The organism is Streptomyces sp. NPDC059037 (assembly GCF_042740015.1).
In the GTDB taxonomy this organism is placed as follows: domain Bacteria; phylum Actinomycetota; class Actinomycetes; order Streptomycetales; family Streptomycetaceae; genus Streptomyces.
The window spans coordinates 1-12,805 of sequence record NZ_JBHYIG010000014.1 but is presented as its reverse complement, the minus strand read 5'-3'; the positions used below and the strand labels follow the sequence as shown (position 1 = coordinate 12,805).

Annotated in this window: 11 protein-coding genes and 1 pseudogene; 3 read left to right on the top strand and 9 right to left on the bottom strand. The window is 67.9% G+C overall.

The genetic code is table 11. The features are described 5' to 3' along the window. Positions 1-305: 305 nt before the first annotated feature. On the top strand, positions 306-743 hold the full coding sequence (locus ACFWY6_RS05215; protein WP_384686551.1) for an NfeD family protein: 438 nt from the start codon (positions 306-308) through the stop codon (positions 741-743). A 29-nt stretch (positions 744-772) separates the two neighbouring features. Beyond that, a complete protein-coding gene (locus ACFWY6_RS05210; protein WP_384686549.1) occupies positions 773-1,882 on the top strand; it encodes an SPFH domain-containing protein in 1,110 nt (369 codons plus the stop codon). A 130-nt stretch (positions 1,883-2,012) separates the two neighbouring features. Here the strand turns inward: ACFWY6_RS05210 and ACFWY6_RS05205 are convergent, their stop codons facing one another. After that, positions 2,013-3,551, bottom strand: a complete 1,539-nt coding sequence (locus ACFWY6_RS05205; protein WP_384686547.1) for an alanine/glycine:cation symporter family protein — start codon at positions 3,549-3,551, stop codon at positions 2,013-2,015. A gap of 539 nt (positions 3,552-4,090) precedes the next feature. Here ACFWY6_RS05205 and ACFWY6_RS05200 point away from each other — a divergent pair. Then, a pseudogene (locus ACFWY6_RS05200) lies at positions 4,091-4,210 on the top strand (hypothetical protein); the annotation flags it as partial. Positions 4,211-4,438: 228 nt separating this feature from the next. Here the strand turns inward: ACFWY6_RS05200 and ACFWY6_RS05195 are convergent. The 8 genes from ACFWY6_RS05195 to ACFWY6_RS05160 form a co-directional block, all read right to left on the bottom strand. After that, positions 4,439-4,771, bottom strand: coding sequence for a type II toxin-antitoxin system PemK/MazF family toxin (locus ACFWY6_RS05195; RefSeq protein ID WP_384686545.1), 333 nt, complete (start codon positions 4,769-4,771; stop codon positions 4,439-4,441). A 78-nt stretch (positions 4,772-4,849) separates the two neighbouring features. Beyond that, positions 4,850-5,884, bottom strand: a complete 1,035-nt coding sequence (locus ACFWY6_RS05190; protein ID WP_384686543.1) for an NADP-dependent oxidoreductase — start codon at positions 5,882-5,884, stop codon at positions 4,850-4,852. A 51-nt stretch (positions 5,885-5,935) separates the two neighbouring features. Then, positions 5,936-6,061, bottom strand: coding sequence for a hypothetical protein (locus ACFWY6_RS05185; protein ID WP_384686541.1), 126 nt, complete (start codon positions 6,059-6,061; stop codon positions 5,936-5,938). Beyond that, positions 6,061-6,294, bottom strand: coding sequence for a DoxX family protein (locus tag ACFWY6_RS05180; protein WP_384686539.1), 234 nt, complete (start codon positions 6,292-6,294; stop codon positions 6,061-6,063). Before ACFWY6_RS05180 ends, ACFWY6_RS05185 begins: the two co-directional genes overlap by 1 nt. Before the next feature lie 169 nt (positions 6,295-6,463). Continuing rightward, positions 6,464-7,360 carry an RNA polymerase sigma-70 factor gene (locus ACFWY6_RS05175; protein ID WP_384686537.1) on the bottom strand — a complete coding sequence of 299 codons (897 nt, stop codon included), beginning with the start codon at positions 7,358-7,360 and terminating at the stop codon, positions 6,464-6,466. 85 nt (positions 7,361-7,445) lie between these two features. Beyond that, positions 7,446-8,657 carry an NAD(P)/FAD-dependent oxidoreductase gene (locus ACFWY6_RS05170; protein ID WP_384686535.1) on the bottom strand — a complete coding sequence of 404 codons (1,212 nt, stop codon included), beginning with the start codon at positions 8,655-8,657 and terminating at the stop codon, positions 7,446-7,448. A gap of 2,730 nt (positions 8,658-11,387) precedes the next feature. After that, the gene (locus ACFWY6_RS05165) at positions 11,388-12,407 is read right to left on the bottom strand and encodes a hemolysin family protein (RefSeq protein ID WP_384686533.1); all 1,020 of its coding nucleotides are present in this window, start codon (positions 12,405-12,407) and stop codon (positions 11,388-11,390) included. Further along, on the bottom strand, positions 12,404-12,805 hold a 402-nt coding region (locus ACFWY6_RS05160; protein ID WP_384686531.1), incomplete at its 5' end, for a transporter associated domain-containing protein. The genes ACFWY6_RS05165 and ACFWY6_RS05160, both read right to left, overlap by 4 nt.

Sequence of the window (12,805 nt, the reverse complement as noted above, 5' to 3'; positions counted from 1 at the left end):
GGGGTACGACGGCATCCCACTGCCGCCAGTGCGCACAGCCGCACACCTCGCCCGTCGGTCGGCAGCCGACCAGATACCTGAGATGCCGTGATCAGCTGGAACCGCTGGAGACCACTCGCCTGGATACTCGCGGGCGCAGGCGGTGTCCCCCCCCCTCAGCAGGTGGGACGCGCGCCGCCTCCGGCAGCGGCCTCCTCCCGTCCGGTGGGTGGGATGCGCTCCATCCGATCGGGCGGGCACAGTCTGTTCTGTCCAGGTTCCGGGAGGTAGCGTGGAGGACAGGGCCCCCGAGGGAGGCTGATGCGATGCCGTGGCTGGTGTGGCTGCTCGCCGCCGGGGTGCTCGGTGTGGCGGAGTTTTTCACTCTGACGCTGGTTTTCGGGCTGCTGGCGGGTGCTGCCTTGGTTGCCGCCGTGGTCGCCGGTGTGGGTGTCGGCATTCTCGGTCAGCTCGTGGCGCTTGCAGCGGCAGCGGCAGTGGGCCTGGTCATCGTCCGCCCTGTCGCGCTGCGACACATGGCGCAGGGCCCCCTCACGCGCGAGGGCAGCGATGCGCTGATCGGCAAGCGGGCCGAAGTCATGCAGGAGGTCACCGCGACCCGCGGCCTGATCAAACTCTCCGGCGAGGAATGGTCTGCACGTTCCCTCGACGAAAGTCACGTGATCCCGGTGGGGGCGCTGGTGGATGTGATGGAGATCGAGGGCGCCACCGCCGTCGTGTACCCCCGGGAACTCCTTCCGTGAACGGCTGAAGACTTAGCAACGGAGGAAGCATGGAGCCGGTTGTCATCCCGATTCTCGTGGCGGCGATCGTTGTCGTGTTCCTCGTGGCCGCCACGGTGCGGATCGTGCCGCAGGCGCGCCGCTACAACATCGAGCGGTTCGGCCGGTATCGCCGGACGCTGCAACCGGGCCTGAATTTCGTCCTGCCGGTGGCGGACCGCGTCAACACCAAACTCGACGTGCGCGAGCAGGTCTATTCGTCCGATCCCAAGCCGGTGATCACCGAGGACAACCTCGTGGTGAACATCGACACCGTGCTCTACTACCACATCACCGACCCGCGGGCGGCGGCCTACGAGGTCGCCGACTACCTGCAGGCGATCGACCAGCTCACCGTGACCACGCTGCGGAACGTCATCGGCAGCATGGATCTGGAGGGGACCCTCACCTCACGCGAGGAGATCAACACCCGGCTCCGCACCGTGCTCGACGAGGCCACCGGCAAGTGGGGCATCCGGGTCAACCGCGTCGAGATCAAGGCCATCGATCCGCCGAACACCATCAAAGAAGCGATGGAGAAGCAGATGCGGGCCGAGCGTGACAAGCGCGCGGCCATCCTGCACGCCGAAGGCGAGCGGCAAGCCAAGATCCTCACCGCGGAGGGCACGAAGCAGAAGGACATCCTGGAGGCACAGGGCACGCAGCAAGCCATGATCTTGCGGGCGGACGGCGAGGCCAAGGCGGTGGAGCGCGTCTTCCAGGCCGTCCATCGCAACAACGCCGACCCGAAGGTCCTTGCCTACAAGTACCTCGAGACGCTCCCGCACCTGGCGCAGAGCGACAACAACACGTTCTGGGTGATCCCGGGAGAGCTGACCGAGGCGGTTCGCACCGTCACCAGCGCGTTCGGCGATCACTCAGCGATGGGTCTTCCCACGCCTTCACAGTCCGAAGAACCAACCATTGCGGGCTCTGATCAAACCTCGGACGGAAGCGGGAATCCAGAGCCCGAGGCGGAATCGACGCTTTCGCTCGACGCCGCCGCGGCTATTGACGAGGCCACAAAGCAGGCCGCCGCCGCGGTGAACGACGCCAAGGCCGAGGCCGAGGCTGCGAGGACGCCCACGGTGCCGAGCCGGGGTCAGATGTCCGGCGATTGAGCGGCGTACCTGCCCCCGCCAGATCGCATTTCACCTGCCTAAACGTGTTGTACAGGCATGGCGAACGGGCCCGTCCACACCAGGCGTCAGGTGTGGACAGGCCCGCTCAGGAGCCGGGCCGCGGGGGCGGTCAGACGGTGGTCTTCACCGACTCCTGGTCTTCGTGGTCCTCGCTCGTCTCGCCGGCCTTGCGGGCGCGGACGAACTCCAGGAAGGAGTTCAGCTCGCGCTTGACGACCGGGGCGAGGAGGTACAGGCCGATGATGTTGATGACGGCGAGCATGAAGAGCACGGCGTCGGCCATGTCGATCAGGGTCTGCAGCGTCAGGAGTGATCCGGCGATCGCGAACAAGGTGTAGACGACCTTGTACGTCAGCTCGCTGGCCTTGCTGCGGCCGAAGAGGTGGGTCCACGCCTTGAGGCCGTAGTAGCCCCACGTCAGCACGGTGGAGACGGCGAACAGCATCACCGCGATGGTGAGGATGTACGGGAACCAGGGCATGACCGTGCCGAACGCGTCCGACGTGATGGTGACGCCGCCGATGGAGTCCGGGTCCTTGCGGGCCTCGGCCCAGCTGGCGGGGTTGGCGATGACGATGGTCAGCGCGGTCATCGTGCAGATGACGACGGTGTCGATGAACGGCTCCAACAGTGCGACCAGGCCCTCGCTGGCGGGGTGCTTGGTCTTGACCGCGGAGTGGGCGATCGGCGCAGAGCCCAGGCCGGCCTCGTTGGAGAAGGCGGCCCGCTTGAACCCGATGATCAGCGCACCGAGGACACCACCGGCGACACCCTCGGGGTTGAAGGCGCCCTCGATGATCGTGGCAACCGCGGCCGGGACGGCGGTGACGTGGACCAGGATGACGACCAGGCAGGCCGCGATGTAGATGCCGGCCATGGCGGGCACGAGCCTGCTGGTGACGCTGGCGATCGAGCGGATGCCGCCGAGGAGCACGATGCCGACGATCGCGGCGATGAGGATGCCGAAGAACAGGGCGCCGGCGGAGGAGCCCATCAGGCCGCCCTCGCCGCCGGTGACGGAGACCAGCTGAGCGTACGACTGGTTGACCTGGAAGAGGTTGCCGCCGAAGAGGCCGAAGAACAGGATCATGAAGGAGGCGAGCACCCCGAGCAGCTTGCCGAGGGTCTTGCCGTTCTTGCCGAAGCGGTCGGCCAGGCCCTTGGGCAGGTAGTGCATCGGGCCACCGGAGACGGTGCCATCGGCGTGCACCTCGCGGTACTTCACGCCCAGGGTGACCTCGACGAACTTGGTGGCCATGCCCAGCAGGCCGCACAGGATCATCCAGAAGGTGGCGCCGGGGCCACCGATGGAGACGGCGACGGCCACGCCGGCGATGTTGCCCAGACCGACGGTGCCCGAGACGGCCGCGGTCAGTGCCTGGAAGTGGTTGACCTCACCGGCCGACCCCTTCTCGTCGTACTTCCCACGCACCACGTCGACGGCGAGTTTGAACTTCCTGACCTGCACCAGCCCGAACCAGGCAGTGAAGACCAGACCGGCCACGACGAGCCAGGCAACGATGAGGGGCAGTTCCGTACCGGCGACGGGGACTGAGTAGAAGACGACTTCCCCGAGCCAGGTGGCTATGGGCTCGAAGAATCCGCTGACGGCTTTGTCGACGGAGGTGGTGATGGAGTCGAGTGACACAGTGACTACCTCTAGGGCGCAGGACCGGCGCTGGGGTTGCGCCAGAAAGATGTGCGGTCTTCGTGCAACGCCGTTGTCCGATCGGCGACCCTGGGCCTCACGTACCGCGGACTCGGAACGTGATCACCCTGGTCGTACTGCCGGTGCGTGCCGGCCGCTCCGCCATGCGGCAAGGGGTGGTGCCACCTGCGGAGTTGCGCAGTTCTACCACGACCTTTACGCGTTCTTTAGTGACGCATGTCACATAACCATGAGTAATCTTCGAAAGTCCCAGCGAACGAAACCGGACCGTTATTCAGACAGCCTGATCCGTTCACCGGACACCTATCCCCGGCGATGCCGCGTGGACCCTCGCCATGCCGTGACCCGCCCATCCGTCTCGAGACGCCCCCCGTCGGGGGCGCTCGCCCTCTACGGGCGGATCTACGCCACCATCGCGCGACGACGCCTGGGGGGCACGTCGGAAACCGTGGACGGCACGGCGCAGCGGAAGGTCGACCGGATCGTCGAAGCGATGCGCCACGAGTACTACCGCTTCCATCCGCTTCAGCTCGCCGCCCGCGGCTTGGTCCTCAACGCGGTCGTGCTCTGGAACAACCCGCTACCTGGACGCCGCCGTCGCCCAACTCCGCGCCGCGGGCCACGACGTCAAGGACGAGGACGCCGCCCGGCTCTCCCCGCTCAAGGACCGGCACATCAACTTCCTGGGCCGCTACCTCTCCAATATCAAGCCCAGCGGCCCGGCCAGGGCCTGCGCCCCTTCCGCGACCCGGACGCCTTCAAGGACGACGAGGACTGACGGCCGGCGCCGATGCCCTGGCCGTCGGGCTTCTGGCTCATACTCCAGCCGTAGATCGTGGTCTCGATGGTGCGTGGCGCCTCTCCGCCTACCCGAGTTCACTGAGACGGAGGGCGTCCTCAATCGCGCTGAGCTTCGCGGAGGACAGGACGCCCGCCCGCTCGATCAGGTCGTCCCGGGACACGGTGGTCAGCCACGTGCAGGGGGTAAAGCCCGGGCGCGGGAACTCGAACCGCAGCACGCCTTCAAAGGGCAGTCCTTCCATGGCACCTACTTGCACTTCGACGCCCAGACCGCTGATGTCGACGCCCGCAGGAGTGACGACCTGCATCGCCCGGATCCTGGACGCGTCGTCTGCCGCCAGCAGCACGACCAGCCGCCGCTCGTCGAACTCCACCCACCAGACTTCGCCACGCTGCACATGTCCTCCTGACTCAGGTTGCAGGCCGCCCGGGAACGCCAGGTCATGGTCACCGGGCCGGTGCCGGCGTCGCTCGGGTCAGGGGGTCAGGACGGTCTTGCCGGCCAGCTCTCCGGCAGCAGCCGGGGCGCGGACCGCGGCCTGGTCGGCACGCAGCCGCTCGGCCAGGTCTCCGCCCTCGACCAGGGCGGCCAGCTCGGCGATCCGGGCGAACCGGCCGGCGGCGCGGGCGTGGACCGTGGCCAGGTCGGCCAGGGGCCGCCGCTGAGCCACCTCGATCGCCAGCTCTCCGGTGTCGACGCGGGCGACCAGCTCGGCGAGCTGGGTGACGTCCCTGCGCACGAACGCGTGCACCGTGCGCACCCCGCGCCCGGCATCCTGCGGGCCGGGAGTGGTGACGCTGACGAAGGCTCCGCCATCGGCGACCAGGTCCACCAACTGCGCGTTCTCCTCGGGTCTTGCGGGAGCCAGCTGCAGCACCACGTCGAAGTGCTGCCCGGCCAGCGCCTGCACAACGGGGGTCACGGCGTAGTCGACGATCCGGTCCGCGCCGTAGGAGCGGACACGGTCTCGGCTACGCGCACCAGCACTCGCGGTCACGGTGGCACCGGCCTGCGCGGCAAGCTGGACGGCGTACCCGCCCACTGCGCTGCCTGCGCCGTTGATCAGGATGTTCTGCCCGGGCTTGAGGTCGGCGTGTTCGAACAGGGCCTGCCATGCCGTCAGCCCGACGAGGGGCAGGGCCGCGGCGTCGGCCAGCTCGACGGCGCGGGGGGCGGTGGTCAGCGCCTCGGCGGGTGCGGCGACGTATTCGGCGGCCGCACCGGGCGCGTCCACCGGCAGAAGCGCGACCACCGCGTCCCCCACGCTCCAACTGGGCACGCCCTCGCCGACCTCGGTGATGACCCCGGCCAGGTCGAGGCCGGGAATGTGCGGGAGGGCCAGTGGGAGCAGGTCCTGTCGCAATCCCGCGCGGAGGCCGGAGTCCGCGTCGTTGTACGAGGTGCCGGCCACCCGCACCACCACTTGGCCCACACCTGGCACCGGCCGGTCCGCCTCCTCGTAGACGAGGACGTCGCTGCCGCCGTAGGAGTGGTAACGCACTGCCTTCATGATTTCTCCCCTTCGCTCGTTTGCATGGCTCATCGGTTATCTCCCTGGCGGTCAGTTAGTGAAGGACTCGTGGCCGAAGCGGCCCCACGCCACGAAGGCGGCCAAGGCGAGATAGGCCAGGTCCACCGCGATCGCCGCTTCGTGACGGCGCAGGCGCGTGTTAACCGCACGGTCCATCAGCGCACCCCGCCGGTGGCGGCCAGTGGCACCAGAGCCTGCGTGATTTCGAGTACGGCAGGCAGGATCAAACCCATCGCGGTCAGGACTCCGGCAGCTCCGACGGCCTTGACGGCCCCGGCGCTGACGTCTTCGACCCATCCCCCAGCAGGGAGGACGGCTAGCTTCTCTTTGGGCGCGAACAGCTTGGTGGCGCTTCCGGTCAGGAAGACAACCGCCACCAGTCCGGCCACGATCCACAAAGCGGTTCATCAGGGCTTCCTCGGCAATGGGTCGAACATGAGATGCCGGCGACTCGACCTTCTTTGTGACAGCGCAGCCGCGCTACGTACGTCATGAGTAGGTACTGCTGGCTGAGGGTCTTGGAAGGATTGACGTCCGCAGGTCGGGGACCGTTGGTGTTCAGCGCAGGGTGAGCGGAGTCGCGGATGTGAGGTGGGACAGCTTCCCCGGGTTGCGGACGTAGTAGAGGCCGGTGATGCGGGCGTCCTGGATACGGATCGCCATGACGCTGTCGATCTCTCCGTCCAGGCGGACGAGGAGTGCCGGGTTGCCGTTGACCACGGTCGGCTCGGCGGTGAGCCTGTCTCCGAACTTGCCGATGCCGCCGGCGAACCTACGGGCCACATGCACAGCGCCCGTGACCGGCCGCAGCGCGGCGTGTTTGATGCCGCCGCCGTCGCTCAACAGGACGACCTCGGGGGCGAGCACCTCAAGGAGGGCCTGCGGGTCCCCGGTTTCGACCGCGCGGTGGAACGACTCCAGGACCGCCTGGCCCTCGCTCGAGGAGACCACCCGGCGGGGGCGGCGGGCGTCGACGTGCTGGCGGGCACGGTGGGCGATCTGGCGGACGGCTGAGGGGCTCTTGTCGACGGCTTCCGCGATCTCGTCGTAGCCGATGTCGAAGACTTCGCGCAGTACGAAGACGGCACGCTCGGTCGGTGACAGCGTCTCGAGGACGAGCATCAGCGCCATCGACACGCTCTCGGCGAGCTCGACGTTCTCGGCCACGTCCGGCGTGGTAAGCAGCGGCTCGGGTAGCCAGGAGCCGACGTATGCCTCCCGCCGGCGCTTCACGGTACGGAGCCGGTTGAGCGCCTGGCGGGTGGTGATCCGGACCAGGAAGCCGCGCTGATCGCGCACCTGCCCCTGGTCGGCCTTGACCCATTGCAGCCAGGTCTCCTGGAGGACGTCTTCAGCGTCGGCCGCCGATCCGAGCATCTCGTAGGCGACGGTGAAGAGCAGGTTGCGGTGGGCGATGAACGTCTCTGTCGCCGGGTCGGTGGTGTGGTCGCTCATGTCTCGGCCCTGTCTTTCGCTGTCGGCCCTGGCGGCCGACCGTTTGCGCATGCGTCCACAGCTAGATCCTTGCAGCAGGCACCGGTCAGGCTGCCCGGCCGGCGGCGGCCGGTGCCTCGGTGCGGTCGGTGCGCAGCAGCTGCTGACGCTTGGCGACACCTCCCGGCATGCGGTGCAGCCTGAAGGAACCGGGCTTGTGTGCCTCTTCGGCCAGGTGCTTGGGGATGCCCTTGCAGACCAATTCCTTGATCCTGGCGCCCAGTCCGTCGTCGATGTGCAGCCACACCGCGACGTCGGACCTGTTGGCGAACTGGTAGATGCCCGCGCTTCGGCCCAGGCTGATGCACTGGGCGTACATCGACTGGTGGAGGTTCTCCGGCTGCTCACCCACGAGTCGGCTGAACACCGTGTCGGCGGCCCGCGCGCCCAGCGGCATCGCGTTCAGGCAGCTCATCCGCAGCGGCAGGCCCGACGGTGCCGCCGAATCGCCGGCTGCGAGGATGCGCGCGTCGTCCACGCTCGTCAGCGTCTCGTCCGTGAGCAGACGGCCCACGACGTCGGTGCTCAGCCCGCTGCGCGCGGCCAGGTCAGGAACGCCGAAGCCCACGGTCCAGACGGTGACCTCGCTCGGCAGCTCACGACCATCGGCGAGCCGCACGGCGTCGCGGGTCACCTCCGTCACCTTCGCGTCGGAGCCGTCGATCACCGTCACACCGAGCCTGGCCAGCCGCTTCGCCACCGAGCGCCGCCCCCGGGTGTGCAGGTACGGGCCGAGAACGCCGCCGCAGACCAGCGTCACCGCGCGGCCGACCTCCTCCGCCAGCTCAGCGGCGGTCTCGATGCCGGTGGGACCAGCGCCGACCACCGTCACGGGGGCCGTCACGGGCGCGGCGTCGAGGACCGCACGCAGCCGCTGGGCCGCCTCCAGCGTTGCGATCGGGTAGCCGAACTCGACTGCCCCCGGCACGCTCGGTACGGCGCTGCCGCTGCCCACGGCGTAGATCAGGTAGTCGTAGTCGAGCGTGCCGCCGGCCGTCAGTGTCACGCTGCGCTCGGCCGCGTCGATCCGGGTGACGGTGTCGACCACCACCCGGACGCGCTCGGCCAAGACGTCCTGGTAGGCGACGACCGCGTCGTCGGACCCGCCCACCAGCTGGTGCAGACGGACCCGGTGGACCAAGTCCGGGCGCGGGTTGATCAACGTCACTGTCACGTCGTCGCGCAGCATCAGCCGGTTCGCGGCCATCACGCCCGCGTATCCGCCACCGATCACGACCACCTGCGTGTTCCCAGTCATGGTGTCTCCTCCGTTTCCAGGTGTTCGGCCTTAAGTCACCGCGCCATCGGTCGCTGTGACAGGACGTGAGCCAGATCACTCCACGAGGGCTCGGCTGGATCTGGGGCCGCATCGGCATCGGGTGCACACGAACCCGGTTGGAGGCGAGTCCTGCGCGCGCTCGGAACGCCAACTCCCTCTCATAAACGGTCCTTTGCCCGACCAAGATCAAACATAACGGCCTGGCGACCGCGAAGCGTCGGTTCGGTTCGCCGAACCCGTTCTCACTCAAAGGTGGGTTCAGGGTGTTTCTGAGAATCGTTTGTGACAGCGCCCGGAGGCATGACGGTCCCTCAAGACTCTTCTGCGAGCGATGCTGACGACGTCGAACGCCACCCCTGCCCGCGCTGCCGGGCCACACCCGTGGTCGCTGCCAGGCGTGCGCCAACCAGCTCGCGCAGGCCCTGGCCGCCCGCGGCAGCCCGCTCCCCCAGCGCGCGGCATGAGGCCATCCTCTCGCGCGTCAGTGGGCGCCCGGCAGCCAAAGTCCCGGCGAGCATGCGGGCTACTCCTGCAGGTACTCGTCGAGCATGCCCTGGTTCACCATGTCCGCCCCCGGCCTGTTGATGACTTGCTGGCACCTTTTCGCGCAGAACCGACCGAGGTGTGCCAGTCGAGGCTGGGTACATCCGCGACAGGGAAGCGCGCGCGGAACGGTCGGGTCGGCGGGTGCACGGCACGGGCCGGTGGAAGGAGTGACGGCATTTCCCTGCCGACGCTACACAGCCGCCGAGCAGGCTCAGGGCTGCACGACGGCACGGACCAGGAAGACGTTGTCGGAGAACCGATGCCTGGGCCGCGAACGCTGCGCAGCCCTGCTCCGACAAAACTCCCGCGCCGTTGTTGCCGGGTGTCGGCACTCCGCCAGCATTGCCACACACCCGGTCAACCATTCGAAGGGCGTCCGGCATCGCCCGCTGGACAATACTGGGCGTCGGAATCGTCGCTAATTCCTCCGCCGGAGTGGCGCCATAGGCGCTTATAAGCCGCTGTCGGCCTGACAGCACTCCCGACTATCAAGTATGAGCTCAGCGGCGGGCCCTCACCCGGTTCCCGCGACTGACTCACCATAGCGCTACACTCCCCCAGGACAGGGCTGCATGTACGTATCTTTGTGTCAATTACCTCGCCTGCATTCTCAAGATACAAGAGCACGTCGGGCAAGAGGGAGGCGAGGAGCCGACCATGCACGCCCTCAACCTAACTCGCCTCTCAGCATAAATCGTTATTATGCCGGAAATATTTGGAGCAACACAATGGCCGACGCAACACCTCACAAACGCACCCCTGCCACACGACTAAATGCGCGGAAAAGCGAAGTAGCCCTGCTAGCAGTGATCACAGTCATTTCGATCCTGTTCGCCAGCGGATTCGTCGGGGGCCTCTTCTATCTGGCCGCGATTATGGATAAATAGGAGACGCCTACAGGACGCGGACTTGCCGAGCTCCTGCGCTCAGGCCAGTCCACTGCGGCTACTCCGCGTCGGGTCTTGCACCCGTCCGCACCGCACCCCAGCGAGTCGGCACCTCCATCGCGTTCGCTGCCGAAAGCGCGTATGTGCGCTGGCCCTCCCTTTCCTGGAAGCCAACGAAAATGGCCTGTTCCGCAGCTTCGATACCGGCGCGTGAGCGAGCCAACTTGATCAGGATTCGTCCTCGGCTCGATGGGTGTGCTCGGGCCCAGGGCGGGCGACACCGGGGACGAGCGACTCATCGCAGTCAAGTTCGATCTCGCCGAAGGCGGTGCCAGGTAGGGGCGCCGAGTCGTTGTCACAGCCCCTATGAGCGGGGTCCTGACTGTAACTGTCTGAGCAGGTGGAAGACCTCCCGAGCCACCTCACGGCTCCCCACTTCCTGGCTCACTTCAGCAGATCGCAGATCGCAGAATCCCGCCGCGGTTGCCGGGAACTCGTCGGTGGCGAGCGCGGTCCCGGCCATGGAGAGCACTGCAGCGACATAGGCATCCTGGTGCGTGTCCCCTGCAGGGCGACGACGACGGGCCTGCGGAGCAGGGGGCGTACTCGGCATGATCGATGCGCACATGCTCGATCTGGACATGCCGATTCCCCTTCCGGTCCGACTGCGTGTCGCGTTGCCGGTACCGGGCCGCGTCAGGCGGTCAGAATCGTGAGGACGCCACAATGATCGGCAGGCCCCTATCGGGACACGCCCCGCCGGCCCGGCACCGACAACGCATCATCCCCGGCCAGCAGTCGACACTGTGACACCAAGACACCACGGTCAAACAACACCTGAGTCAGACCCCAGACCCGGGACAGCACCCGCCCATCCTCTCGCCCCTCACGACACCCTCACCCCGCGTGTTCCAACTCGACCGTCGACCGTGGACATCAGGCGACTGGCGTTCGGTAGTGGCAGGAACGCGCGCAGGAGAGGCATAGCAGGGACGTGCGCATTGCGACAGACCTGTTTCCTCCCCAGAGCGACCCCCTGGGGTCGGGCCCCAAGATCGGCAGCACGTTGCGCGCTGGTTGGACCGCATGTTCACCGGGAACCGCGCCGTCCACTGCTTCGTCGGCAGCATCGCGGCGCAGCCACGCCCTTCTTGCCGTGTGGGTTCTACCCCACCGGAACCTCGTCGATTTCAGACGCGCGGCGAACCGACACCGGTCCACCCACGGTCGCTGAGGTTCCCACCTGACCGGCGGTCGGGCGGGATTCTCTTGATCTCTACGCCGCCTGTCCGTGCAGCAGCCGGGCCAGCAGGTCGTCGAGGGTGACCATGCCGACGAGCCGTCCTGCGTCGTCGCTGACGACGGCGAGCGAGGCGCGGCGTTCGCGCAGCTGCTCGATGGCGTGGCCGACGGTGTCCTGCCCGGCCAGTTCCGGCACCGGGCGGGCGAGTTCACCGGCGGTGGCTCTCCTGCCCCTGGCGCGGGCGATGAGCGCGTCGCGTGCGTGCACCGAGCCCACGACGAGCGGGCCGTCGAACACCAGCATGCGGCTGCGGTCGTGCGCGGCCGCCGTGGCGAGCAGCTCGTCGATGCCGGCCCGCGCCGGGACCGAGGTGATCTGGGCGGCGGGCGTCTGGAGGTCGCCGACCGGCATATGGGGCTCGGTAAGGGAGTTGGTGATCAGCTCGGAGTCGGCCTCGCTGATCAGCCCCAGGCGCTGGGACTCCTCGACGAGATGGGTGAGTTGCTCGCGGTTGTACACCGAGGTGAGCTCGTCGCGCGGAGTGGCCCGGCACATCCGTACCAACGCGTTGCTGACCTTGTTGAGCGCCCAGATGAGGGGCCGTACGGCCTTCACCACTGCGCGGAAGGGCGGTGAGAGCAGCATGGCCGAGCGTTCGGGGTGGGCGATCGCCCAGGACTTGGGGGCCATTTCGCCGACCACCATGTGCAGGAAGACCACCACGATCATCGCGAAGGCGAAGGAGACGCCGTAGCTGAGCCCGCTGGGCAGGCCCAAGTCGTGCAGCAGCGGATCGAGTTCGTGGGAGATCGCGGGCTTGGAGATCGAGCCGAGGCCCAGGGTGCAGACGGTGATGCCGAGTTGGGCGCCCGCGAGCATGAGGGAGAGTTCACGCATCCCGGCGAGCGCGGCCTTGGCGCCGCGCTGTCCCTCGGACGCCGCCTTCTCCATGCGGTGCCGCTTGGCGGCGACGAGCGCGAACTCGGCGGCCACGAAGAATCCGCTGCCGATCAGCAGCAGGACCGTGACGAAGACGGCCATCGGGAAGCTCATGCGCGGGTCTCCTCGTCGTCCGGGCGCACGGCCTCGGGCAGCCGCTCCAGGCGTACGCGCTCGGCGACATGGCGGTCCAGTGTGCGTACGTCGATGACCGCGTCGCCCCCGTCGGGCAGCGCGACGGTGACGCGGTCGCCGACCGACGGGAAGCGGCCGAGCCGGTCCACGATGAGCCCGGAGACGGTGTCGTAGTCGTGCTCCTCGGGCAGTTCGATCCCGGTGGCGTCGGCGACCTCGTCCAGGCGGTGTCCGGCGTCCACCAGCCAGCCGTTCCCGTCGGGGGCGGCGAGTTCGACGACGGTGTCGCTCTCGTCGGCGATGTCGCCGACCAGTTCCTCGGCGATGTCCGCGTCACTGACCAAGCCCCCCCCCCCCCCCGGCTCGGCGCGGGAGAC